21 protein-coding genes are annotated in these 22672 nt (G+C 72.7%); 6 read left to right on the top strand and 15 right to left on the bottom strand.

The genetic code is table 11. From position 1 onward, the window contains the following. Positions 1-23: 23 nt before the first annotated feature. From hpnC to DNK56_RS32310, 8 genes are all read right to left on the bottom strand, one after another. Complete coding sequence (gene hpnC, locus DNK56_RS32345) at positions 24-944, bottom strand: squalene synthase HpnC (protein ID WP_111339309.1); 921 nt, start codon at positions 942-944, stop codon at positions 24-26. A gap of 438 nt (positions 945-1382) precedes the next feature. Next, entirely contained in the window at positions 1383-2168 is a 786-nt protein-coding gene (locus DNK56_RS32340) for an ABC transporter ATP-binding protein (RefSeq protein ID WP_111339308.1), read from the bottom strand. Continuing rightward, complete coding sequence (locus DNK56_RS32335; protein ID WP_111339307.1) at positions 2161-3090, bottom strand: ABC transporter permease; 930 nt, start codon at positions 3088-3090, stop codon at positions 2161-2163. The genes DNK56_RS32340 and DNK56_RS32335 overlap by 8 nt, the downstream gene beginning before the upstream one ends. 106 nt (positions 3091-3196) lie before the next feature. Beyond that, positions 3197-4069, bottom strand: a complete 873-nt coding sequence (locus DNK56_RS32330) for a glycosyltransferase family 2 protein (RefSeq protein WP_199563679.1) — start codon at positions 4067-4069, stop codon at positions 3197-3199. 8 nt (positions 4070-4077) lie between these two features. Next, positions 4078-4857: a CDP-alcohol phosphatidyltransferase family protein gene (locus DNK56_RS32325; protein WP_111339713.1), complete on the bottom strand. Its 780-nt coding sequence runs from the start codon at positions 4855-4857 to the stop codon at positions 4078-4080. Then, positions 4835-5896: an iron-containing alcohol dehydrogenase family protein gene (locus DNK56_RS32320; protein ID WP_111339305.1), complete on the bottom strand. Its 1062-nt coding sequence runs from the start codon at positions 5894-5896 to the stop codon at positions 4835-4837. The genes DNK56_RS32325 and DNK56_RS32320 overlap by 23 nt, the downstream gene beginning before the upstream one ends. Next, entirely contained in the window at positions 5884-6621 is a 738-nt protein-coding gene (locus tag DNK56_RS32315; RefSeq protein WP_111339304.1) for a phosphocholine cytidylyltransferase family protein, read from the bottom strand. The genes DNK56_RS32320 and DNK56_RS32315 overlap by 13 nt, the downstream gene beginning before the upstream one ends. Next, positions 6618-8444: a DUF5941 domain-containing protein gene (locus DNK56_RS32310; protein WP_111339303.1), complete on the bottom strand. Its 1827-nt coding sequence runs from the start codon at positions 8442-8444 to the stop codon at positions 6618-6620. The genes DNK56_RS32315 and DNK56_RS32310 overlap by 4 nt, the downstream gene beginning before the upstream one ends. Before the next feature lie 391 nt (positions 8445-8835). Here DNK56_RS32310 and DNK56_RS32305 point away from each other — a divergent pair, with 391 nt between their 5' ends. Next, positions 8836-9777, top strand: coding sequence for a cation diffusion facilitator family transporter (locus DNK56_RS32305; RefSeq protein ID WP_111339302.1), 942 nt, complete (start codon positions 8836-8838; stop codon positions 9775-9777). Positions 9778-10008: 231 nt separating this feature from the next. After that, complete coding sequence (gene idi, locus DNK56_RS32300) at positions 10009-10602, top strand: isopentenyl-diphosphate Delta-isomerase (protein ID WP_111339301.1); 594 nt, start codon at positions 10009-10011, stop codon at positions 10600-10602. A 58-nt stretch (positions 10603-10660) separates the two neighbouring features. Here the strand turns inward: idi and DNK56_RS32295 are convergent, their stop codons facing one another. Both DNK56_RS32295 and DNK56_RS32290 read right to left on the bottom strand, forming a co-directional pair. Beyond that, the gene (locus tag DNK56_RS32295) at positions 10661-11113 is read right to left on the bottom strand and encodes an ATP-binding protein (RefSeq protein WP_111339300.1); all 453 of its coding nucleotides are present in this window, start codon (positions 11111-11113) and stop codon (positions 10661-10663) included. A gap of 133 nt (positions 11114-11246) precedes the next feature. Further along, positions 11247-11849, bottom strand: coding sequence for an HdeD family acid-resistance protein (locus DNK56_RS32290; protein WP_111339299.1), 603 nt, complete (start codon positions 11847-11849; stop codon positions 11247-11249). Positions 11850-11928: 79 nt separating this feature from the next. Here DNK56_RS32290 and DNK56_RS32285 point away from each other — a divergent pair, with 79 nt between their 5' ends. Further along, positions 11929-12717, top strand: coding sequence for an enoyl-CoA hydratase/isomerase family protein (locus tag DNK56_RS32285; RefSeq protein ID WP_111339298.1), 789 nt, complete (start codon positions 11929-11931; stop codon positions 12715-12717). Here the strand turns inward: DNK56_RS32285 and DNK56_RS32280 are convergent. Both DNK56_RS32280 and DNK56_RS32275 read right to left on the bottom strand, forming a co-directional pair. After that, positions 12704-13339, bottom strand: coding sequence for a DJ-1/PfpI family protein (locus DNK56_RS32280; RefSeq protein WP_111339297.1), 636 nt, complete (start codon positions 13337-13339; stop codon positions 12704-12706). The genes DNK56_RS32285 and DNK56_RS32280 overlap by 14 nt on opposite strands. Positions 13340-13362: 23 nt before the next feature. Beyond that, positions 13363-14328 carry a GlxA family transcriptional regulator gene (locus DNK56_RS32275; RefSeq protein WP_111339296.1) on the bottom strand — a complete coding sequence of 322 codons (966 nt, stop codon included), beginning with the start codon at positions 14326-14328 and terminating at the stop codon, positions 13363-13365. Positions 14329-14463: 135 nt separating this feature from the next. Here DNK56_RS32275 and DNK56_RS32270 point away from each other — a divergent pair, with 135 nt between their 5' ends. Together DNK56_RS32270 and DNK56_RS32265 are read left to right on the top strand one after the other, a co-directional pair. Next, positions 14464-15321, top strand: a complete 858-nt coding sequence (locus DNK56_RS32270) for an SCO6745 family protein (RefSeq protein WP_111339295.1) — start codon at positions 14464-14466, stop codon at positions 15319-15321. A 156-nt stretch (positions 15322-15477) separates the two neighbouring features. Next, on the top strand, positions 15478-17901 hold the full coding sequence (locus tag DNK56_RS32265; protein WP_111339294.1) for a Tex family protein: 2424 nt from the start codon (positions 15478-15480) through the stop codon (positions 17899-17901). A 24-nt stretch (positions 17902-17925) separates the two neighbouring features. Here DNK56_RS32265 and DNK56_RS32260 read toward each other — a convergent pair whose 3' ends face one another. The 3 genes from DNK56_RS32260 to DNK56_RS32250 all read right to left on the bottom strand — a co-directional run bounded on the left by DNK56_RS32260 (position 17926) and on the right by DNK56_RS32250 (position 21617). Then, positions 17926-19134, bottom strand: a complete 1209-nt coding sequence (locus tag DNK56_RS32260; protein WP_111339293.1) for an amidohydrolase family protein — start codon at positions 19132-19134, stop codon at positions 17926-17928. Between the two features lie 62 nt (positions 19135-19196). Next, complete coding sequence (locus tag DNK56_RS32255; protein ID WP_111339292.1) at positions 19197-19868, bottom strand: GntR family transcriptional regulator; 672 nt, start codon at positions 19866-19868, stop codon at positions 19197-19199. A 111-nt stretch (positions 19869-19979) separates the two neighbouring features. After that, complete coding sequence (locus DNK56_RS32250; RefSeq protein ID WP_111339291.1) at positions 19980-21617, bottom strand: ABC-F family ATP-binding cassette domain-containing protein; 1638 nt, start codon at positions 21615-21617, stop codon at positions 19980-19982. A gap of 98 nt (positions 21618-21715) precedes the next feature. On the opposite strand from DNK56_RS32250, the gene DNK56_RS32245 reads away from it, so the two are divergent. After that, positions 21716-22639 (top strand): FAD-dependent oxidoreductase, encoded by a 924-nt coding sequence (locus DNK56_RS32245; RefSeq protein WP_111339712.1) that lies wholly within the window; start codon positions 21716-21718, stop codon positions 22637-22639. The last annotated feature ends 33 nt before the right edge of the window (positions 22640-22672 follow it).

The raw sequence follows: 22672 nt of genomic DNA, 5'->3' as shown, positions 1-22672 counted from the left end.
CGTCTGACCCTCCACGGTCCGGCTCACCTCTCTCTACGCGCTTCTCGCAGGACAACTCCCACTTCGCGCAGCAGGCTGGGCTTGGTGGGTCCGGGTGGTCCGGGCAGTACGTCGAAGCCGGCGGCCGCGATCGCGGAGAGGGCGGCACGTCCTCCTCCCACGAACCCGGCGAGGAGCAGCCGGAGCCTGCCGTGGACGCTACCCACCAGGGGGGTGCCTTCATTCAGCAGATCACGGGCGCGTTCGGCCTCGTACGCGATCAGGGAGCGCACCGACGCGTTGGCGGTGGGTGCGGCGAGGTCGGCCTCGCCGACGTGGAACCGGGCCATGTCGGTGGCGGGCAGGTAGACGCGGTCGCGGCCCAGGTCCTCGGCGACGTCCTGGAGGTGCTCGACGATCTGCAGCGCGGTGCACACGGCGTCGGAGCGGCGCAGCCGTTCGGGGCTGGCGGTGCCGGTGAGCTGGAGGACCAGGCGGCCGACCGGGTTGGCGGAGAGTTCGCAGTAGGCGAGGAGTTCCCCGTACGTGCCGTAGCGGCGGACCTTCTGGTCCTGCCGGTTGGCCTCGATGAGCCCGAGGAAGGGTTCGGGGGTCAGCGAGCGGCGGCGGGCGGTGGGGCGCAGGGCCCGCAGCAGCGGGTGGTGCGGGGTCTCTCCGGTGGCGGCGAAGACGCGGCGCAGGTCGCGCTCCAGGGCGTCGAGCATCGCGAGCCGGTCGTCCGACCGGTCCGGTTCGAGGCCGAGGTGGACGGCGTCGGCGCCGCCGGGGGCGAGGTCGCCGTCACCGATGTCGTCGACGAGCCGGGCGAAGCCGTAGACGGCCATCAGGTCGTCGCGCCAGGCGCGCGGCAGGAAGAAGGGGGCGACCGGAAAGTTCTCGTGCGCTGCCTTGTCGAGGGTTCCGGATGCGGCGGTGTCGAGCCGCGCCTGCCGGGTAGGGGTCACCGCGGACCGCCCTGCGCGGGGACGGCGTGAGCACCTCGGAGCTGGAGATCTTCCGTCATAGCCGTCACATCTCCCGTTCTACACTGCTGACCCAAAATACCCCATTCCGGACACGCCGCCCGCCCTCCCCAGTGCCGGGGACGGCTCCGGGCCGCCCACTCGGGCGGTATCGCCCCACTTGCGGCGAATCAGCACCGGTACAGCTTACGTTGTACAACGTTCATCGGAACGCCGGGGTCCGTGCCCTGCGGCGCCGGACCCGTGACCCGCGTCAACTCTCCCCCGGCCGGGCGCCGTTCACGTCATCCGGCGGTAGGAGATCGCGGCGGGTGCCGTACGACGAGGCGCGGACGTCCGGGCTCCGGTCCACCATGCGGACATGGCGCGGCCCCCGCCGGAAGGGTCCGGCGGAGGCCGCCCGGTGCGTGGCGCGGCGCGCTACTTGCCGGTCTCCCGCTCGTAGGCCCGCAGGACCTCCTCGGTCGGGCCGTCCATCAGCAGCTCGCCCTTCTCCAGCCACAGCACCCGGTTGCAGGTGTCCCGGATCGACTTGTTGCTGTGGCTCACCAGGAAGACGGTGCCGGCTTCCTTGCGCAGCTCCCTGATCCGCGCCTCGGAGCGGATCTGGAACTTGCGGTCACCGGTGGCCAGCGCCTCGTCGATCATGAGGACGTCGTGGTTCTTGGCGGCCGCGATGGAGAAGCGGAGGCGGGCCGCCATGCCGGAGGAGTACGTACGCATGGGCAGCGTGATGAAGTCGCCCTTCTCGTTGATGCCCGAGAACTCGACGATCTCGTCGTAGCGCTCGCGGATCTCCTCGCGGCTCATGCCCATCGCGAGCCCGCCGAGCACCACGTTGCGCTCGCCGGTCAGGTCGCTCATCAGCGCCGCGTTGACGCCGAGCAGCGAGGGCTGGCCGTCCGTGTAGACGCTGCCGCTCTCGGCGGGCAGCAGTCCGGCGATGGCCCGAAGCAGGGTGGACTTGCCGGAGCCGTTGGTGCCGATGAGGCCGATCGCCTCGCCCCGGTAGGCGGTGAAGGTGACACCGCGTACGGCGTGCACCTTGCGTACCCCGCGCTCCTCGCCCTTCCCGCGGCGCAGGATGCGGCTCAGCGCGGCGGTGGCGCTGCCCCGGCCACCGCCGCCGCCGTTGACCCGGTACACGATGTGCACGTCGTCGGCGATCACGGTGGGGACGCGCCCCGCGGTGTTGTCGTCAGCCACGGCCGTACCGTTCCTCTGCCTTCCAGAAGTACACGAAGCCCGCGATGCCCACCACGACGGACCAGGCGAGGCCGACCGCCCAGACGTGGTCGGGCAGGTTCTCGGAGCCGTATCCGTCGATCAGGGCGAACCTGACCAGGTCCATGTAGATGGCCGCCGGGTTGTACTGCAGCACATCGGTGATCCAGGCCGGCTTGTCCTCCAGCATCACCGGGATGGAGAACATGACGCCGGAGGCGTACAGCCAGGTCCGCATGACGAACGGCATCAGCTGTGCCAGGTCCGGGGTCTTGGCCCCCATCCGCGCCATGGCGAGCGCGAGGCCGGTGTTGAAGAAGAACTGCAGCGCCAGGGCCGGAATCACCAGGAGCCAGGACAGCCGGGGGTAGCTGCCGAAGCCCACCGTCACCGCGATGAGCACGATCATCGAGTACAGCAGTTGCTGGAGCTGCTGGAGCGAGAAGGAGATGGGCAGCGAGGCCCGCGGGAAGTGCAGCGCCCGGACCAGGCCCAGGTTGCCGGAGATGGCCCGTACGCCGGCCATCACGGAACTCTGGGTGAAGGTGAAGACGAACACCCCGGTCACCAGGAACGGGATGAACACCTCCTGCGGGATGCCCTTCTTCGTGCCGAGGATCAGCCCGAAGATGAGGAAGTAGACCGCGGCGTTCAGCAGCGGGGTCGCCACCTGCCACAGCTGGCCGAGCTTGGCCTGGCTGTACTGGGCGGTCAGCTTGGCCCGGGAGAACGCCAGGATGAAGTGGCGCCGCCCTCGGAGCTGGCGCACGTACTCCAGGAGGCCGGGCCGGGCACCGCTGACCGTCAGGCCGTACTTCGCGGCCAGTTCGGCCGCGCTCAGACCGTCGTCGGCCGATGGCGGGCTGCTCAGGGCAACCGCGCCGCCGTGGGTTGTGTCACTCACCAGAAGAAACTCTCGTATTCAAAATGCGCAGCCAGTCGCGGGCGCGGCTCAGGGCGGACAGGTCCCGACAAGAAAAATACGCCTCATGCTCCCAGAGGGGAGCTTCTCAGATGACCGGAGGGCGGCCCAGCCTGGTCAGTCGCCACACCGTACGCCACTTCATCGGGCGGCGGGGTCCGCACGGGGTCCGCCAGCCCTCCCGGAAGCCGCCGAACCAGGCCTTGAGCGCCTCGCCGGACGGCCGGCGCAGCAGCGTCAGCAGCATCCACACCCCGAGGTACACCGGGACGAGGGGCGCCGGGAGGTTCCGCCGGGCCAGCCAGACCCGGTTGCGGGCCACCATGCGGTGGTAGACCGCGTGGCGGGACGGGGCCGTGGTGGGGTGGTGCAGCACCATGTCCGCGCGGTAGTCGATCAGCCAGCCGGCGTCCAGCGCCCGCCAGGCCAGGTCCGTCTCCTCGTGCGCGTAGAAGAAGTCGCCCGGCAGCGGACCGACCTCGGCCAGCACCCTGGTGCGCACCGCGTTGGCGCCGCCCAGGAACGTCGTCACGCGGGACGAGCGCATCGGGTCGGCGGCGCGCAGCCTCGGCACGTGCCGGCGCTGGGTGACCCCGGTCTCCGGGTCCGCGATGCGGAAGCTGATGATGCCCAGCCGGGGGTCCTCGGCGAACGCCTTCCGGCACAGTTCCGCGGTGTCGGTGAGGGGCAGCCGCCCGTCGTCGTCGAGGAAGAGCAGGGCGTCCACATCGGCGCCGGAGGGCCCGAACGCCTCGATGCCGACGTTCCGGCCGCCGGGGATGCCCAGGTTCTCGGGCAGCTCGACGGTGCGCACGCCCGGCGGCACGTCGGGCACGGGTGAGCCGTTGCCGACGACGACCACCTCGATCCGGTCGCCCTCCTGGGCGGCGACCGAATCGAGCAGGGCGCGCAGCTCGGCCGGGCGGTTGCCCATGGTGATGATGACCGCGCCGAGTTTCATGGGTGTGCTCACTTCAGCCTGCTCGATGCCAGGACCGACACGAGGTGCAGCAGCGTCTGCAGCAGGGCGATGCCCGCCAGGACCGCGACCGCGAGACGGCTGAAGAAGAAGTCGTCCCGCACCGCGTCCAGCACGGCCGCGACCAGGATGACCAGCGACGCCTCGACGCACAGGATGAGCCGGTGGAACTTGAGCGCGCCGGCCGCCCGGCGGGCGAACGCCATGCCGGAGGAGCGCGGCTCGGACGCGGACTCCTTGACCGGCGGCAGCCCGCCCTGGTGCCGGGCGACGCCGACCAGGTCCGTCTCGGCCTTGATCAGGATCGCGCCGAGCGCGGCGAGCGTGCCGAGGAACGCCCACAGCCAGTCGATGCGGCCGGGGCCCCACAGGTCGGCGGCGCGCAGGCCGAAGCCGACGAGGACGGCGGCGTCGCACAGATAGGCGCCGACCCGGTCCAGATAGACGCCGCCGAGCGAGAACTGCTTCTTCCAGCGCGCGATCTCGCCGTCCACGCAGTCGAGCAGCAGGTACAGCTGGACCATGACGACGCCGAGCACCGCGCCCCAGATGCCGGGCACGAGCAGCGCCGGGGCGGCGAGCACACCGGCGACGGTCATCAGATAGGTCAGCTGGTTGGGCGTGACCCTGGAGTTCACCAGGTACCGGTCGATGCGCAGCGAGATCTCGCGCATGTATATCCGGCCCGCCCAGTGTTCACCGCTGCGCCGGTCCTTGACCCCCGGCGGGTGAACGACGGGGCGGAGTTCAGCTACTGATGGTCTTGGCATAGTCGGCGTACGCGTCCCTGATCTGATCGGTGGAGAGGCTGAGGTGTTCCAGGACCGTGAAGCGTCCCGGACGGGTCTGGGGCGCGTACTCGACGGCCTGGACGAACTCGTCGGCGGTGAAGCCGATCTCCTCGGGGGTGACCGGCAGGCCGTGCCTGCGCAGCACCTCGGCGAAGAGTCCGGACTCCTCCGCGGCGCCGCGCAGATGCATGGCGAAGGCGGCCCCGAGGCCGACCTGTTCGCCGTGGCTGGCGGCCCGCTTGGGGAAGAGCAGGTCGAAGGCGTGGCTGATCTCGTGGCAGGCGCCGGACGAGGGCCGGGTGTCGCCGCTGATCGAGATGGCGATGCCGGAGAGCACCAGCGATTCGGCGAGGACGGTGAGGAACTCGTCGTCGGCGACGTTGCCGGGGTGGCGCAGGACGGCTTCGCCGGCGGTACGGGCCATGGCGGCGGCGAGTCCGTCGATCTGCTCGCCGTTGACCTGGTGCGACAGCTCCCAGTCGGCGATGGCGGAGATGTTGGAGATCGCGTCGCCGATGCCGGACCGTACGAAGCGGTCGGGGGCGGTGCGGATCACCGACAGGTCGATCACCATGGCGATGGGCATGGGCACGCCGTAGGAGCCCCGGCCGTTGTCGTTGTCCAGGGTGGCGACGGGCGAGCACAGGCCGTCGTGCGCGAGGTTGGTGGCGACCGAGACCAGCGGCAGGCCGACCCGCGCCGCGGCGTACTTCGCCACGTCGATGATCTTGCCGCCGCCGAGGCCGACCACGGCGTCGTAGCGCTTGCCCTTGATGTCGTCGGCGAGCTGCACGGCGGCGTCGATGTTGCCGCCGGGGACGCAGTACCAGTCGGCGCCGGGCAGGGCCGGGGCCAGCTTCTCGCGCAGGGCCAGGCCGGAGCCGCCGCTGATGGCGACGGCCAGCTTGCCGGAGGCCGAGATCCGCTGGTCGGCGAGGAGGCCGGCCAGGTCGTGCATGGCGCCCCGGCTGATGTCGACGAAGACGGGGGACGGGATGAGTCGGGTCAGTACCGGCACGCGATCTCCCTGCCCTTGGCGAGGTCGTCGTGGTTGTCGATCTCGACCCAGCTCACGTCACCGATGGGGGCGACGTCCACGGTGACGCCCCGGTTGACGAGTTCCTGGTAGCCGTCCTCGTAGTAGAGGTCCGGGTCGCGCTCGAAGGTGGTCTTCAGCGCGTCGGCCAGCGCCTCGGCGGCCTCGGCCTCGATGAGGGTGACGCCGATGTACTCGCCGGTGGCCTCGGCCGGGTCCATGAGCTTGGTGATGCGCCGGACGCCCTCGGCGGGGTCCACGACGACCTTCATCTCCTCGTCGGCGAGCCGCTTCACCGTGTCGAGGGCGAGGATGATCTTCTTGCCGTCGCCGCGCGCGGCCAGCAGCGTCTTCTCCACGGAGACCGGGTGGACGGTGTCGCCGTTGGCGAGGAGCACGCCGCGCTTGAGCACCTCACGGGCGCACCACAGCGAGTAGGCGTTGTTCCACTCCTCGGCCTTGTCGTTGTCCACCAGGGTCAGCGCGAGACCGTACTTGGCCTCCAGCGCCGCCTTGCGCTCGTGGACGACCTCCTTGCGGTAGCCGACGACGATCACCGCCTCGGTGAGCCCGATCTCGGCGAAGTTGGCCAGCGTGAGATCGAGGATCGTCGTGGCGCCGTCCACCGGCACGAGCGCCTTGGGCAGCGTGTCGGTGTAGGGGCGCAGACGCCGTCCTGCGCCGGCAGCCAGTACGAGGCCGATCATGCGGGTTCTCCTTCGTCGTGAACGGCGGGCGCCCCGGAGGACACCCAGAAGCGGACGGATTCCACCAGTACGACCAGTGCGACGGCGGCGGCGAACACGGTGAGCGCCGTGGCGAAGCCGGAGGCCCCGGTGAGGAGGGCGGCCAGCACGGTCACGACCAGGGTCCGGCCCTCGTGCCCGCCGATCGTGCGCACCAGCCAGTGGGGCGGGGCGCCGGTGCCGCCCCGGATGCGGTAGACCGTGTCGTAGTGATGGTAGGCGACCGCCGCGACCAGCCCGAAGGCCGCCGGAAGGGCTCCGTCCACCTCGCTGCGGGCGGTCAGGACGAGGATCACGCAGTACTCGGCGGCGCGGAAGAACGGCGGGACGAGCCAGTCCAGGGCGCCCTTGAGCGGCCGGGCGACGGCGAGGCCGGAGCAGACCGCGTAGAAGGCGGCGGCGATGATCGTCTGCCGGCTGCCGAAGGGCTGCTGGAGCGCGGCGGCGATCAGTGCCCCGGTGCCGACGAGGGCGAGCGCGGGGGCGGTCCAGGCGCCGGCGATGCGGGGGCCGCGGGCGGCGACGAGTTCGGCGACGGGCCCGGAGTCGGCGAGGTCGGCGAGTGCCCGGGCGGCGCGGTCGGTGCGGCGCGCCTTGCGGGTCAGGGAGCGCAGGAGGCGGCCGGCGGTGGTGTAGCAGGCGGCGAAGGCGCAGCCGATGAGCAGGGCGTAGAAGACGATGCGCGGCGTGGTGACGGCGGTGAGCACGGCGATCATGGCCCAGCGCTCGCCGATCGGGAGCACGATCATCCGCCGCAGCCAGACCGTCCAGCCGACGCTGTCGAGCTTGTCGGAGAGGGCGGCCGTGGGGCTGGAGTTGGCCTCCGCGTCGTGGTTGGCCTCGTTGAACGAGAAGTCGATGATGTGGCGGCAGGACTGGAGGACCATCGCGCCGAGCGCCAGCGCCCAGACGTCGTCGCCGTTGCGGGCGGCGCCGAGGGCGAGGCCCGCGTAGTAGGCGTACTCCTTCGCGCGGTCGAAGGTGGCGTCCAGCCAGGCGCCCATCGTGGAGTACTGCAGGGAGTAGCGGGCGAGCTGTCCGTCGGTGCAGTCCAGGACGAAGGAGAGCAGGAGCAGGATGCCCGCCGCGATGTAGCCGCCGCGGGTGCCGGTGGCCGCGCAGCCGGCCGCTATGAGCGCGGTGAGCAGGGACGCGGTGGTGACCTGGTTCGGGGTGAGCCCCCGGCGCGCGCACCAGCGGGCGATGTAGCGCGAGTACGGGCTGATGCAGTGGGTGGTGAAGAAGCCGTCGCGGGCCTTGACCGCGCTGCGCAGCCGGACGGCCTCGTCGTCCACGGCCTCGACGCCGGCCAGGGCGGCGGCGCGGGCGGTCTCGTCGGTGGGCACGGTGGCGACGAGGGAGCCCAGCTCGGGACGCTGCACCTCGGTGCCCCGGGCCGCCATGACGGCGGCGATCCTGCCGGGCACGGTGCGGTCCGTGACGGTGGCGGTGGTGCCGGCGGCGGGCACTCCGGCGCCGACCGCGTCGGTGGTGGTGCGCAGGGCGCCGATCAGGGCGGGGCGCGCCTCGGCCTGGGCGGTGAGCGCGCCGGGCACGGCGGCGGCCGGGAAGCGGGGGTCGGTCAGGGCGAGCCGGAGGGCGTGCCGGTGGCCGACGAAGCGCGGGTCGACGAGGGCGACGCGCTGGGCCGGCGGGACGGCGGACAGCAGTCCGGCCGCTTCGGTGACGTCGTTGGCCGTGCGGACGTCGAAGCCCAGCGAGCGCAGATCGTTCTCCAGGGACGATCCGGGCAGTGGAGCACCGGTGAGAATGGCGGTCGACAGACGAACTCACTCCTTGGTGCTGGCACGGATCGGCACGCGACTGTGCGGCCCGAGACGGCCGGCGGCGTGTCGGCTGAGGCTATCGGATGGACGGAAGCGCGAGTTCACTGCCCGTTTGCGCTCCGTTCCGGGCGGAGCCGGATCGTGCGCGCCGTCCGCGATCATCATGGTGGATGGCCGCCTCGCCTGACAAAAAGCGGGTCCGCGCGATCCGGTCCCGCCGCGCCCGGCGGCGCCTGCTCCACCGCCCTCACCTGCGGGTGTTTCCGCAGGTGAGGGCCAATGACAACGGTGTTCAGTGCCGTGTTGCCCTATACCCCCCACCCGTAGTTGACTGGCGTGGTCCGGGCCGGGGAAGTCCGGGTCCGCGAGACGACCGGGAGGCGTCCTCATGGGGGCAGGGCACGATCACGGACATGCGCACGGCGGGCCGGCGCCCACCGGTACGGCGGCCGCCGCGCACAAGGGGCGGCTGCGGATGGCGCTGGGCATCACGCTGGGCGTGACGGTCATGGAGATCGTCGGCGGTGTGCTGTCCGGGTCGCTCGCGCTGATCGCCGACGCGGCGCACATGGCGACCGACTCGCTGGGGCTGGCGCTGGCGCTGCTGGCCATCCACTTCGCCAACCGGCCGGCCGGCCCGAACCGCACCTTCGGCTACGCCCGTGCGGAGATCCTGGCGGCGCTCGCCAACTGCTGTCTGCTGCTCGGGGTGGGCGGCTACCTCCTCTTCGAGGCGGTGCAGCGGTTCATCGAGCCGACGGAGACGAGGGGCGGGCTGACGATCGTCTTCGCGCTGGTGGGTCTGGTCGCGAACGTGGTGTCGCTGTCGCTGCTGACGCGCGGGCAGCAGGAGAGCCTGAATGTGCGCGGCGCCTATCTGGAGGTGCTGGCGGACACGCTGGGTTCGGTGACGGTGCTGGTGTCGGCGGGCATCGTGATGGCGACGGGCTGGCAGGCGGCGGACCCGATCGCCTCGCTGGTGATCGGTCTGATGATCGTGCCGCGTACGGTGCGGCTGCTGCGCGAGACGCTGAACGTCCTCCTGGAGGCGGCGCCGCCCGGCGTGGACATGAGCGAGGTCCGCGACCACATCACGGCCCTGCCCGGCGTGCTGGACGTGCACGATCTGCACGCGTGGACGATCACATCGGGGATGCCGGTGCTCTCGGCACATGTGGTGGTGCGGCAGGACCTGCTCGACTCGATCGGGCACGAGAAGCTGCTCCACGAGCTCCAGGGCTGCCTCGGCCACCACTTCGACGTGGAGCACTGCACCTTCCAGCTGGAGCCGAGCGGGCACGCGGAGCACGAGGCCAGGCTCTGCCGCTGACCGGCCGCCCACTCCCGTCGAGCCGTCGGCCGCTCCCGTCCAGCCGCCGGACGCGGGCCCGTTCGCCCGTTGGCCGGTGGGCGCCGGGACACGCGGTGTAGGGTCGCGGATGGGTACGAACCGGACCGGACATGCCAGGGCCGAAGTACGGACAAGCCGCTTTTGTACGGCAGACTTGAGCAGACTCGACGGGACCGGCGCTCGGGGCCGGAACCACAGCGAAGGATGGGTATGCCGACCACACCAGTCACCGCGGCGAACGCCTCGTCGAACGGCACAGCGGAAGCGATCATGCTCGAACTGGTCGACGAGAACGGCACCACCATCGGCACGGCGGAGAAGCTCGCCGCCCACCGGTCGCCCGGTCAGCTGCACCGCGCGTTCTCCGTGTTCCTTTTCGACGAGCAGGGCCGGCTGCTGCTCCAGCAGCGCGCCCTCGGCAAGTACCACTCCCCCGGTGTCTGGTCCAACACCTGCTGCGGCCACCCCTACCCGGGCGAGGCGCCCTTCGCCGCCGCCGCCCGGCGTACGTACGAGGAGCTGGGCATCTCGCCCTCGCTGCTGGCCGAGGCGGGCACCGTCCGCTACAACCACCCGGACCCGGCGTCGGGCCTGGTGGAGCAGGAGTTCAACCACCTCTTCGTGGGCATGGCGCAGGAGCGGCCGGAGCCCGACGCGGAGGAGGTCGGCGACACGGCGTTCGTGACGGCGGCGGAGCTGGCCGAGCGGCATGCCCGTGACCCGTTCTCCGCGTGGTTCATGACCGTGCTGGACGCCGCCCGGCCGGCGATCCGCGAGCTGACCGGGGACGCGGCCGGCTGGTAGGCGCCTGCGCGCGGTCTGCGCGGTCGGTGGGTGGTGCCGCGGGGGTTCGGGGGATGCGTCAGACGCCCCCGAGCGGCAGGGTCGCCCAGATGACCTTGCCGCCGCCCGCGGTGTGCTCGACGTCGCAGCCGCCGCCCGCCTCGCGGGTGATCTCGCGGACCAGCAGCAGGCCCCGTCCGCCGGTCTGCGCGTGGTCGGTCTCCAGCGCGGTGGGCCGGTAGGGGTGGTTGTCCTCGACGGACACCCTGACCCATGCCTCGCCCACGGCCACCTCGACGGCCAGCTCCGGCGAGAGCAGCGCCGCGTGCTTGACGGCGTTGGTGACCAGCTCGGAGACGATGAGCAGCAGGCCCTGGGTGAGGTCGTCGCCGATCGGCACGTTCTGGCGCCTCAGCAGGTCGCGCACGGCGTGCCTGGCCTGCGGTACGGAGACGTCCGCTGCCGGGGCGGTGAACCGCCACACCCCTTCGTACGGCACGGGCCGGGCGGGGACACTCCCGCGGCTCTCCATAGTCCGGTACCCGCTCTCCACTCGAAGTGACTGCACGTCGAGTACAGAGTGGCGCTCCGGGTTGCTTCGGTCCGCGCAACTGACTATAAGTCGATTCTGATTGACCGAACTCGACTTGATTTGCGCATATGCGTCAACTTTCGGACTGCTTCCGACTGTCTTTGCTGAGCGGGTCGGTTCCGGAGACCATGGAGACGATCCGCCGGCCGCCGATGCCGACGGCGATGAGCCCGAGTCCGTCGAAGAGCAGGGCGAGCGAGAAGAAGCAGCCGAGGACGTAGAGGCTGCTGTGCGGCCAGTCGAACAGCACGAGCAGGCCGAGGAGCAGTCCGAAGGCACCCTGGAGCAGGGTCCAGCCGAACTGCGACCCGCGCACCACGACGCTGCCGACGAGCCGGAACACCCCGCCGGTCAGGAAGAGCAGCGCCGCGAACATGGTCAGCGCTTCGGCGGTGCCGTGCGGATGGCGGATGACGACGACGCCGGCGGCGATGTTGAGCGCCGCCACGACCACGCCCAGCCAGAAGTAGCTGGTGCCGCGCGACTGGACGGCGTGCACCAGTCCGACCAGGCCGCCGATGAGCAGCAGCCAGCCGAACAGGATCATCGAGGTGAGCGTCGCCACCCCGGTGTAGACGAGGCCGACCAGGCCGGCGACGACGAGCAGAATGCCGAGCAGGGCCAGCCCGCCGAAGCTGCGGCTGAGCCTCCTGCCTTCGCGTTCGGGACCGTCCACATCGGGCTCCTCGGGGTGCGTACCGGCTTCGCGACCCCTTCTTGATCATAGGTTCGGGCGGCACGGATAGCATCCGGCCATGGACCGTACGGAACCCCGGCTGGAGCACACCGTCGCGGACGGCGTGGCCACCGTCGTCATCAGCAATCCCGCCAAGCGCAACGCGATGACGGCCGCGATGTGGCGGGCGCTGCCGGTGCTGCTGGCGGAGCTGGCGGCCGATCCGTCCGTGGGCGCCCTGGTTTTGACGGGCGCGGGCGACACCTTCTGCGCGGGCGCCGACATCTCCTCGCTCCGGGACCCGGCGCACGACCCGCAGGGGCTGGCCGTGGCCGCCGAGGAGGCGCTGGCCGCGTTCCCGCTGCCGACGCTCGCGGCGGTGCGCGGCTACTGCGTGGGCGGCGGGAGCCAGCTCGCCGCCGCCTGCGATCTGCGGTTCGCGGCCGAGGGGGCGCGGTTCGGGGTCACCCCGGCCAAGCTGGGCATCGTCTACCCCTCCTCGTCCACCCGCAGGCTGGTCGCCCTCACGGGCCCGGCGACGGCCAAGCACCTGCTGTTCTCCGGTGAGCTGATCGACGCCGGGCGGGCGCTGCGGACCGGTCTGGTGGACGAGGTCCTGCCGGCCGGCGGGCTGGACGAGCGGGTCGGCGCGTACGTACGGACCCTGGTGTCCCGGTCGCGGCTGACCCAGGCCGCGGCCAAGGAGTTCGCGGCCGGGCGCACGGACCGGGACGGGCACTGGGCCGGTCAGGCGCGAGGGAGCGGGGACACGGCGGAGGGTGTCGCCGCGTTCCTGGAGCGCCGGGCGCCCCGGTTCACCTGGCGGGCGCAGGCGCCGGGGGCCGGGGCGGCGGCTACCGGAGGATGAACCGGCTCCTGCCGCGCCACTCCTCGACCAGGTCGGCGGGGGCCTTGTCCGGCGAGCCCGCGTCGTAGGGCGGCCGGGGGTCGTACTCGGTGAGGAGCTGTACGGATTGGGCGGCGCGGTCGCCGGCGATGCGGCCCAGCAGGGCGAGGCCCATGTCGATGCCGGACGAGACACCGGCCGCGGTGACGTACTTGCCGTCGAAGACCACGCGTTCGCCGGTGGGCGCGGCCCCGTGCTCCCGGAGCGTGTCCAGGGCGAGCCAGTGCGAGGTGGCGCGCCGCCCCCGCAGGAGCCCGGCGGCCCCGAGGAGCAGCGAGCCGGTGCACACGGAGGTCGTCCAGGTGGTGGCCCCGTCCGCGCGGCGCAGCCAGTTGAGGAGGTGCTCGTTGTCCATCTGGTGGTGCTGTCCGGGGCCGCCGGGGACGATCAGCAGGTCCGGGGCGGGGACCTCGTCGAAGGTGCGCTGCGCGACCAGGCCGAGGCCGCCGTTGTCGTTGCGTACCGTGCCCGTGCGCTCGGCGACGAAGACCGTCTCGGCGCCGGGGACGCGGGACAGGATCTCGTAGGGGCCCACGGCGTCCAGGGCGGTGAAGCGGTCGAAGAGGGCGATGGCGATCTGCATGGTCTTCCTGTCTCTCGGGTGGGTCAGGAGTGGTCCGCGGTGTGGGAGCCGAAGCGGCGGCGGTATTCGGCGGGGCCGGTGCCCAGCGCCTTGACGAAGGCCCGGCGCATCGCCTCCGGGGTGCCGTAGCCGCAGCTGCGGGCGATTCCGGCGACGCCGTCGGCGGTGTCCTCCAGGAGCCTGCGGGCGTGTTCGAGGCGGACCCGGTCGACGTACCGGCCGGGCGTGGTCCCGGTCTCCGCGTGGAAGGCGCGGGCGAAGTGGCGGGGCGAGAGCCGGGCGCGGGCGGCCAGGGCGTCCACGGAGAGGTCGGCGCCGGGGTGCTCGGTGATCCAGTGCTGCACCTCGCGCAGCGGTTCGCGGCGCGCCGTCTGGGCCCTGAGCTGGGCGCTGAACTGGGACTGGCCGCCCGGCCTGCGCAGGAAGACGACCAGGTGCCGCGCGATCGTCAGGGCGACGTCCCGGCCGTGGTCCTCCTCGACCAGGGCCAGCGCGAGGTCGATGCCCGCGGTGACTCCGGCGGAGGTGGCGATCCTGCCGTCCCGTACGAAGATCGGTTCGGGATCGACCCGCACGGCGGGATGGGCGCGGGCCAGCGTGTCGCACACGTTCCAGTGGGTCGTCACCCGGTGGCCGTCCAGCTGTCCGGCCGCGGCCAGCAGCAGCGCCCCGCTGCACACCGAGACCAGCCGTTCGGGCAGCGGGGCGTTCACGCGCAGCCAGTCCACCAGCGCCGGGTCGGGGGCCCGGGTGCCGGCGCCGCCGGGGACCAGCAGCGTGTCGGGGGCCGGGGCGCCGGGGAGGCTGCCGTCCGGGACGAGCGTGAGTCCGCAGGAGGTGCGGACCGGGGCGCCGTCCAGCGATGCGGTGCGCAGCTCGTACCGCACGCCGGGGAACTTCGAGGCACCGGCGAACACCTCCATGGGGCCGGTGACGTCGAGGCTCTGGACGCCGTCGAACAGGACGACGAGCACGGATCGCTGCTTCATGGCCCCCATCCTGGGCGGGCCCGTCACAGGGCCGCAATGACGGATTTCCCACCTTTCCCGCCATCACGGCTGCGGCGGAGCTCACGTACACACGGGACTTCCCGCTCGTACCAACCAGTCGGTAACGTTCCGGTCATGAGTACTCTCCCGCCCCGTGCCGGCCGGCGCTGCCACAACGCCCTCAACCCGCTGCACTCCTCGCTCTACTTCTCCCCCGACCTCGGCAAGGAGTTCGGCGGGCTGGGAATCGTCGACCCCACCGCCGTCTACTTCGCCACCCGCGCGGCCGCGATGGGCGCGGTCGGCGCGGGGACGGTGACCGCGACGTTCTACAACTTCAACCACGCGCTGGTCTCCCAGCACGTGCCCGCCCTCTGGGACATCGCCTCGCCCGCCGCGGTCCTGGACGCGCGGCTGCGGGCCGCCGACGCGACGCTGCGCCGGCTGCTCGGCGACGAGATCATCGCCTCGCCCGAGATGGCCGAGGCCGCGTCGCTGGCCCTGCGCGCCACCGAGGGCTGCACCCGGCACGCCCGGCCGCTGTACGCCGCCCACGCCGGTCTGCCGGTCCCGGACGAACCGCACCTGGTGTACTGGCACGCGGCGGGGCTGCTGCGCGAGCACCGGGGCGACGCCCATCTCGCCGCGCTCCTCGCCGCAGGGCTCGACCCGGTCGAGGCCCTGGTCAGCCACACCGCGACCGGCAAGGGCATGGCGATCGGCTGGCTGCTGTCCACCCGGGGCTGGCGGCGCGCCGACTGGGAGGCGGCGTCGCAGCGGCTGCGGGAGCGCGGGCTGCTCACGGCGGAGGGCGCGCTGACCGACGAGGGCGCCGCGCTGCGCGAGGGGCTGGAGCGGGACACGGACCGGATGGACCTGGGCCCGTACGAGCACCTGGGCGGGCCGGGTGTGGCCCGGCTGACGGAGCTGGGGCGCGGCTTCCTCGCCACGGCCGCGGCGGCGGGCGCCTTCCCGTCGAGCGCGACCGGCTGACCCGGCGCGGGAAATCCACCGGCCGTCCGCTGGGGTGGTCCGGCGACACGGCGCCCGGCCACCCGGCAGAATGCAGGCGTGTGACTCCGGTCCGCCCCGGCGGCGGTCCGGGGCCCGACCAGCACAGCCAGCAGGAGAAGGCGAGTCGGTAGAACCGTGACGACGTCCATCGAAGGCAGGATCGCCGAGGAGCTCGGCGTACGCGAGCGACAGGTGAAGGCGGCCGTCGAGCTGCTCGACGGCGGGTCCACCGTGCCGTTCATCGCGCGCTACCGCAAGGAAGCGACCGAGATGCTCGACGACGCGCAGCTGCGCACGCTCGAGGAGCGGCTGCGGTATCTGCGGGAGCTGGAGGAGCGCCGGACGGCGGTCCTCGAATCCGTACGGGAGCAGGGCAAGCTCGACGCGGAGCTGGAGGCGCGCATCCGGGCCGCCGACACCAAGGCGCGGCTGGAGGACATCTACCTCCCGTTCAAGCCGAAGCGGCGGACGAAGGCGCAGATCGCGCGGGAGGCCGGTCTCGAACCGCTCGCCTCCGGGCTGCTCGACGACCCTTCGGTGGAGCCGCTCGCGGCGGCGGCGGCCTTCGTGGACGCGGACAAGGGCGTGGCGGACGCGGCGGCGGCCCTGGAGGGTGCCCGCGCCATCCTGACCGAGCGCTTCTCGGAGGACGCCGACCTGATCGGTGAGCTGCGCGAGCGCATGTGGACGCGCGGGCGGCTGGTGGCGCGGGTCCGGGAGGGCAAGGTGGAGGCGGGCGCCAAGTTCGCGGACTACTTCGACTTCGCCGAGCCGTTCACGGCGCTGCCCTCGCACCGGGTGCTGGCGATGCTCCGGGGCGAGAAGGAGGACGTACTCGACCTGGTCCTGGAGCCGGAGGAGCCGTCCGACGAGCCCGGCCCCTCCTCGTACGAGAACATGGTGGCCCGGCGCTTCGGCGTGGCCGGCCGGGGGCGTCCCGGGGACAAGTGGCTGGCGGACACGGTGCGGTGGGCCTGGCGGACCAGGATTCTGGTGCACCTCGGCATCGACCTGCGGCTGCGGCTGCGTACGGCTGCGGAGGACGAGGCGGTGCGCGTGTTCGCGTCGAACCTGCGCGATCTGCTGCTCGCCGCGCCCGCCGGCACGCGCGCCACGCTGGGGCTCGACCCCGGCTTCCGTACCGGCGTGAAGGTCGCGGTCGTGGACGCGACGGGCAAGGTCGTCGCGACCGACGTCATCCATCCGCACGTCCCGGCCAACAAGTGGGACCAGGCGCTGGCGACGCTGGAGCGGCTGGCCCGCGAGCACCACGTCGATCTGATCGCCATCGGCAACGGCACCGCGTCGCGCGAGACCGACAAGCTCGCCGGTGAGCTGTGCGCGCGGCATCCGGAGCTGAAGCTCACCAAGGTGATGGTCTCGGAGGCCGGTGCCTCGGTGTACTCGGCGTCCGCGTTCGCCTCGCAGGAGCTGCCCGACATGGACGTGTCGCTGCGCGGCGCCGTCTCGATCGCGCGCCGGCTCCAGGACCCGCTGGCCGAGCTGGTGAAGATCGACCCGAAGTCGATCGGTGTCGGGCAGTACCAGCACGACCTGTCCGAGGTGAAGCTGTCGCGGTCGCTGGACGCGGTCGTCGAGGACTGTGTGAACGGTGTCGGCGTGGACGTCAACACCGCGTCCGCGCCGCTGCTCTCGCGGGTCTCCGGCATCGGGGCGGGGCTCGCCGAGAACATCGTGGCGCACCGCGACGCCAACGGGCCGTTCCGCTCGCGCAGGAGCCTCAAGGACGTGGCCCGGCTGGGGCCGAAGGCGTACGAGCAGTGCGCGGGCTTCCTCCGTATCCGGGGCGACGACCCGCTCGACGCGTCGAGCGTGCACCCGGAGGCGTATCCGGTGGTACGGGCGATGGTGAAGAAGACGGGCGGGGACGTCGCCGCGCTGATCGGCAACACGGATGTGCTGCGGTCGCTGCGGGCGGACGAGTTCGTGTCCGAGAAGTTCGGGCTGCCGACGGTCACGGACATCATCAGGGAGCTGGAGAAGCCGGGCCGCGACCCGCGGCCCGCCTTCAAGACGGCCACCTTCAAGGAGGGCGTCGAGAAGATCGGCGACCTGGTGTCCGGGATGGTGCTGGAGGGCGTCGTCACGAACGTCGCCGCGTTCGGGGCGTTCGTGGACGTCGGGGTGCATCAGGACGGGCTCGTCCACGTCTCCGCGATGTCGCGGTCCTTCGTGAAGGACCCGCGCGATGTGGTGAAGCCGGGTGATGTGGTCCGAGTGAAGGTGATGGAGGTCGACATCCCGCGCAAGCGGATCTCGCTGTCGTTGCGGCTGGACGACGAGGTGGGGTCCGCGGCCGGGTCGGGGGCGGCCGGGGGCCGCGCGTCCTCGGGCGAGCGGGGCGGCGGCCGACCGCCCCGGCCCCGGCAGGGCGGCGGTGACCGCTCCTCCGGCGGGCGTTCGTCCGGCGACCGCTCCTCCGGCGGACGCTCCTCCGGCGGGCGTGGGAACGGCGGCCGGCCGGCGGCCGGTGGCGCGCCGGCCAACGGGGCGATGGCCGACGCGCTGCGGCGGGCCGGGCTGCTGAAGGGCGAGTAGGACCGGGCCGGCGAAGGGGGCGGGTCAGTCCACGAGCGTGAGGGCGTCCGCCACCACCCGGCCCCCGTGCAGCACCGTTCGGTCACCGCTGCGGTCCATGACCGCGGCGGTGACCGTCTCTCCCTCCAGCAGGAGCAGGTCCGCCGCGGCGCCCACCGTGACGCCGGGGCGGTCCGTCGTGGAGGTCAGACGGGCGGGGCCCGTCCGCAGGAGGGAGGCGCCGCCGGTCGTGGCGACCGCCACGCAGTGCTCGATCAGGGCGTCCGCGCTGTACCCGTTGGTGAAGGCGAGCTGCCAGGTGCGGTCCAGCATGTCGCCGTTGCCGTACGGGGACCAGAAGTCGCGCTGGCCGTCCTCGCCGAGGCCCACCCGGACGCCGGCGGCGGTCAGCCCGGTGAGCGGCAGGGAGCGGTGGCGGGCCGGGGCTACCGTCGCCATCGCGATGTCCAGCTCGGCGAACTCCTCGATGAGCCGGCGCGTCGTCGCCTCGTCGACGCCGCCCAGGTCGTAGGCGTGCGAGAGGGACACCCGGCCGGCCATGTCCAGGGCCCGCACCCGCTCCAGGATCAGGTCGACGCTGAACACGCCGAGTTGGCCCGGCTCGTGGAGGTGGATGTCGACCGGGGCCTGATGGCGCTCCGCGAGGTCGAACAGGATGTCGAGGTGGCGTACGGGGTCGCGGTCCAGGGTGCACGGGTCGATGCCGCCGACCACGGCGGCGCCCGAGGACAGGGCCCGGTCGATGAGTTCCGGCACGCCCTTCTCCCGGACGAGGCCCGCCTGCGGGAACGCGATGATCTCGACCTCGCAGCGGCCGGCGTGCGCCTCACGGGCGGCGAGGACGCCCTCGAAGCGCTCCAGGCCGCAGTCCGCGTCGATCTGGGCGTAGCTGCGTACGCGGGTGGTGCCGCGCTCGATCATGCGGGCCAGGGTGTACGTGGCCCGCCGGGCGACGTCCCACTCGTCCTCGCGCCAGTGCGCGCGGTCGTTCATCACCATGCCCCAGACGCCGGGCTCGCCCGTGTGCGGGCGGAAGGGCAGGCCCATGCGGGTGGAGTCGAGGTGGCAGTGGACGTCCGAGAAGGACGGCAGGGCGAGCCGGCCCCGGTCGGCCACGGTGTCGCCCGTGCCGGCGCGGGCCGGGTCGTGCGGGGTGATCGCGGTGATCACCCCGTTCTCGACGGTGAGGTCGCTGGGCGCTCCGCCCCAGGGGCGTACGTCGGTGATCAGCATGCGGCGCTTCTCCTGTCCGGTGTGGGGGTGGTGGGTGGTGGGCGCTGCGGCCGTACGCGGTGCTATCCGGCCGGGAGTACACCGGCCAGGGCGGCCAGCGAGGGTTCGCGGCCGCGCTCGATGTGGGCGTACGCCAGGGCCCCGGCCAGTTCGGGTTTGCCCGCGTGGATCGCGGCGCAGATGTCCCGGTGCTCGGCGCACTGGACGCGCGGGTCGCGGCCTCCGGTGAGGGTGAACAGCCACTGGACCAGGCCGAGTGAGGGGTGCAGGGCGTCCCGGAGCAGCCGGTTCCCGGTCATCGCGACGATTTCCGCGTGCAGGGCGGTGTTGGCCGCCGGGATCTGTTCGGCGTCGCCGCGCCGGGTGGCCTCCTCGGCCGCCTCCATCAGGGTCCGCAGCCGTTCGCCGTCTCCCCCGGCCGCGCACGCCTCGGCGGCCCGGCGGGCGGCGAAGACCTCCAGGCTGAGGCGGAGGTCGAAGAGTTCGGCGACGTCCCGCAGCGAGAGGTCGCGTACGGAGGCGCCCCGGCGGGGTTCGAGGACGACCAGGCCCTCGCCGGTCAGCCTGGTGAGCGCCTCGCGGACCGGGATGCGGGAGAAGCCCAGGCTCTCGGAGAGGTCGCGTTCGCGCAGCCGGGAGCCCGGCGGGTACGTGCCGGACAGGATGCCCGCGCGGATCGTCCGCTCGGCGCGGTCGGCGTGCGAGGCGCCGGGGTCGTCGCTCGCTCGATTCATCACCCGCCGACCGTAACACTTGGTATGCCAAGCGGCACGGCCACACGGGTGAAAGCCGGAATATTCAGGTGTGACCGGCCCCGGTTCGGCGTTTGGTATGCCAGATGCCGGTCAGGCCTCCGTTACGCGGCCCTCCGCCACCTTGATCCGGCGCGTGGTGCGCACCGCCTCCAGCATCCGGCGGTCGTGCGTCACCAGGAGCAGGGTGCCGGTGTACGAGTCGAGCGCCGACTCCAGCTGCTCGATCGCGGGCAGGTCCAGGTGGTTCGTCGGCTCGTCCAGCACCAGCAGGTTGACGCCCCGGCCCTGGAGGAGGGCGAGTGCCGAGCGGGTGCGCTCGCCCGGCGAGAGCGTGGTCGCCGGGCGCATCACATGGTCGGCGCGCAGCCCGAACTTGGCGAGCAGGGTGCGTACGTCGGCGGGCTCCGTCTCGGGCACCGCCGCGCAGAACGCCTCCAGCAGGCTCTCCGAGCCGTGGAACAGCTTCCGCGCCTGGTCCACCTCGCCGACGACCACGCCGGAGCCCAGGCTCGCGTGCCCCGAGTCCAGCGGGAGGCGGCCGAGCAGGGCGGCCAGCAGGGTGGACTTGCCGGAGCCGTTGGCGCCCGTGATGGCGACCCGGTCCGCCCAGTCGATCTGGAGGGAGGCGGGGCCGAAGACGAAGTCGCCGCGTACCAGGCGGGCTTCGCGCAGGGTGGCGACGACCGATCCGGAGCGGGGCGCGGAGGCGATCTCCATGCGCAGCTCCCACTCCTTGCGCGGCTCGTCCACCACGTCGAGGCGTTCGATCATGCGCTGGGTCTGCCGGGCCTTCGCGGCCTGCTTCTCGCTGGACTCGCTGCGGAACTTGCGGCCGATCTTGTCGGAGTCGGTGGCCTTGCGGCGGGCGTTCTTGACGCCCTTGTCCATCCAGGAGCGCTGCATCAGGGCGCGGCTCTCCAGCGCCGAGCGCTTGTCGGCGTACTCCTCGTACTCCTCGCGGGCGTGCCGGCGGGCGCGTTCGCGTTCCTCCAGGTAGGCCGCGTAGCCGCCGCCGTAGAGGTTGATCTGCTGCTGGGCCAGGTCGAGTTCGAGGACCTTGGTCACCGTGCGCATGAGGAATTCGCGGTCGTGGCTGATGAGGACGGTGCCGGCCCGGAGCCCGGAGACGTACTTCTCCAGGCGTTCGAGGCCGTCCAGGTCGAGGTCGTTGGTGGGCTCGTCGAGCAGGAAGACGTCGTAGCGCGAGAGCAGCAGCGAGGCGAGTCCGGCGCGGGCCGCCTGGCCGCCGGAGAGGGCGGTCATCGGCAGGTCGAGGCCGACGGTGAGGCCGAGTTCGGCGGCGGTCTCCTCGGCCCGCTCGTCCAGGTCCGCGCCGCCGAGGGAGAGCCAGCGCTCCAGGGACTCCGAGTAGGCGTCGTCCGCGCCGGGCTCGCCGTCCACCAGGGCCTGTGTGGCGGCGTCCATCGCGGCCTGCGCCTCGGCGACCCCGGTGCGGCGGCCAAGGAACTCCCGTACGGTCTCGCCGGGGCGCCGCTCGGGTTCCTGCGGCAGATGGCCGACCGTTGCGGTGGGCGGGGAGAGCCGCAGCTCGCCCTCCTCCGGCTGGTCCAGCCCGGCGAGCAGCCGCAGCAGCGACGATTTTCCCGCGCCGTTGACTCCGACGAGACCGATCACGTCTCCGGGGGCGACGACGAGGTCGAGCCCGGCGAAGAGCGTGCGGTCGCCGTGTCCGGCGGCGAGGTCCTTGGCGACGAGAGTGGCAGTCATCAGGGTGCCGATCCTAGTCGGCGCGGTCTGGGAGACAGCGGGCGGAGCGCCTAGAGTCCGGCCAGGAGAAACGGGCGGGCGGTGGGAGGCGGGTGGCCGTGGCGGATGTGGTCGTGGTGGGGGGCGGGGTCAGTGGGCTGACCACCGCGCTGGTGCTGGCCGAGCGGGGGCGCCGGGTGCGGGTGTGGTCCCGTGAACCGGCCGGCGAGACGACGTCGGCGGTGGCGGGGGCCCTGTGGTGGCCGTACCGGATCGAGCCGCTGGACCGGGTCGGCGACTGGGCACTGACCACGCTGCGGCGTTACGAGGAGCTGGCGGCGCGGCCGGAGGAGACCGGCGTACGGCTGGTGGACGGGCTGCACCGCGGTGAGCGCCTGGCCGGTCTGGGCTCGTGGGTGCGGGAGTCGGCGCGGGTGGTGGAGACCGCCGAGGGGCTGCGGTGCCGGCTGCCGCTCATCGACATGCCGGTGCATCTGGCGTGGCTGGAGGGGCGGGTGCGGGCGGCCGGGGGCACGGTCGAGCGGCGTGCGGTCGCCTCGTTCGACGAGGCGGCCGCGGAGGCGGGCACGGTGGTCGACTGCGCCGGGCTCGGTGCCCGCGAGCTGGTGCCGGACGCGGGGGTGCGGCCGGTACGCGGGCAGTTGGTGCTCGTGGAGAATCCGGGGATACGGGAGTGGTTCACCGAGGCCGATCCGGCGTCGAGCGAAACCACGTACTTCTTCCCCCAGCCCGGCCGGCTGGTGCTCGGCGGCACGGCGGTCGCCGACGACTGGTCCGCGGTGCCCGATCCCCGTACGGCGGAGGACATCGTGGCCCGCTGTGCGCGGGTGCGGCCGGAGATCGCGCGGGCGCGGGTGCTCGGTCACCGGGTGGGGCTGCGCCCGGCGCGCGACGCGGGCGTCCGTATCGAGGCGGAGACGCTTTCCGGGGGCGCCCGTCTGATCCACAACTACGGGCACGGCGGCGCGGGCGTCACGGTGGCGCTGGGCTGCGCGCTGGAGGCGGCGGAGCTGGTGGGCTGACCCCGGCCGGGGGCGCGGGCGGCGCCCCCGGCG

This window comes from Streptomyces sp. AC1-42W, assembly GCF_003248355.1.
In the GTDB taxonomy this organism is placed as follows: domain Bacteria; phylum Actinomycetota; class Actinomycetes; order Streptomycetales; family Streptomycetaceae; genus Streptomyces.
The sequence above is the reverse complement of the archived record's forward strand: the minus strand, read 5'-3'. Positions and strand labels throughout refer to the sequence as shown.

Coding starts and splice junctions, on each gene's coding strand:
- DNK56_RS32330 (WP_199563679.1), bottom strand. CDS start 4,069: ATGAAACTCGGCGCGGTCATCATCACCATGGGCAACCGCCCGGCCGAG.
- DNK56_RS32325 (WP_111339713.1), bottom strand. CDS start 4,857: ATGCCAAGACCATCAGTAGCTGAACTCCGCCCCGTCGTTCACCCGCCG.
- DNK56_RS32315 (WP_111339304.1), bottom strand. CDS start 6,621: ATGATCGGCCTCGTACTGGCTGCCGGCGCAGGACGGCGTCTGCGCCCC.
- DNK56_RS32305 (WP_111339302.1), top strand. CDS start 8,836: ATGGGGGCAGGGCACGATCACGGACATGCGCACGGCGGGCCGGCGCCC.
- idi (WP_111339301.1), top strand. CDS start 10,009: ATGCCGACCACACCAGTCACCGCGGCGAACGCCTCGTCGAACGGCACA.
- DNK56_RS32295 (WP_111339300.1), bottom strand. CDS start 11,113: ATGGAGAGCCGCGGGAGTGTCCCCGCCCGGCCCGTGCCGTACGAAGGG.
- DNK56_RS32285 (WP_111339298.1), top strand. CDS start 11,929: ATGGACCGTACGGAACCCCGGCTGGAGCACACCGTCGCGGACGGCGTG.
- DNK56_RS32280 (WP_111339297.1), bottom strand. CDS start 13,339: ATGCAGATCGCCATCGCCCTCTTCGACCGCTTCACCGCCCTGGACGCC.
- DNK56_RS32275 (WP_111339296.1), bottom strand. CDS start 14,328: ATGAAGCAGCGATCCGTGCTCGTCGTCCTGTTCGACGGCGTCCAGAGC.
- DNK56_RS32270 (WP_111339295.1), top strand. CDS start 14,464: ATGAGTACTCTCCCGCCCCGTGCCGGCCGGCGCTGCCACAACGCCCTC.
- DNK56_RS32260 (WP_111339293.1), bottom strand. CDS start 19,134: ATGCTGATCACCGACGTACGCCCCTGGGGCGGAGCGCCCAGCGACCTC.
- DNK56_RS32255 (WP_111339292.1), bottom strand. CDS start 19,868: ATGAATCGAGCGAGCGACGACCCCGGCGCCTCGCACGCCGACCGCGCC.
- DNK56_RS32250 (WP_111339291.1), bottom strand. CDS start 21,617: ATGACTGCCACTCTCGTCGCCAAGGACCTCGCCGCCGGACACGGCGAC.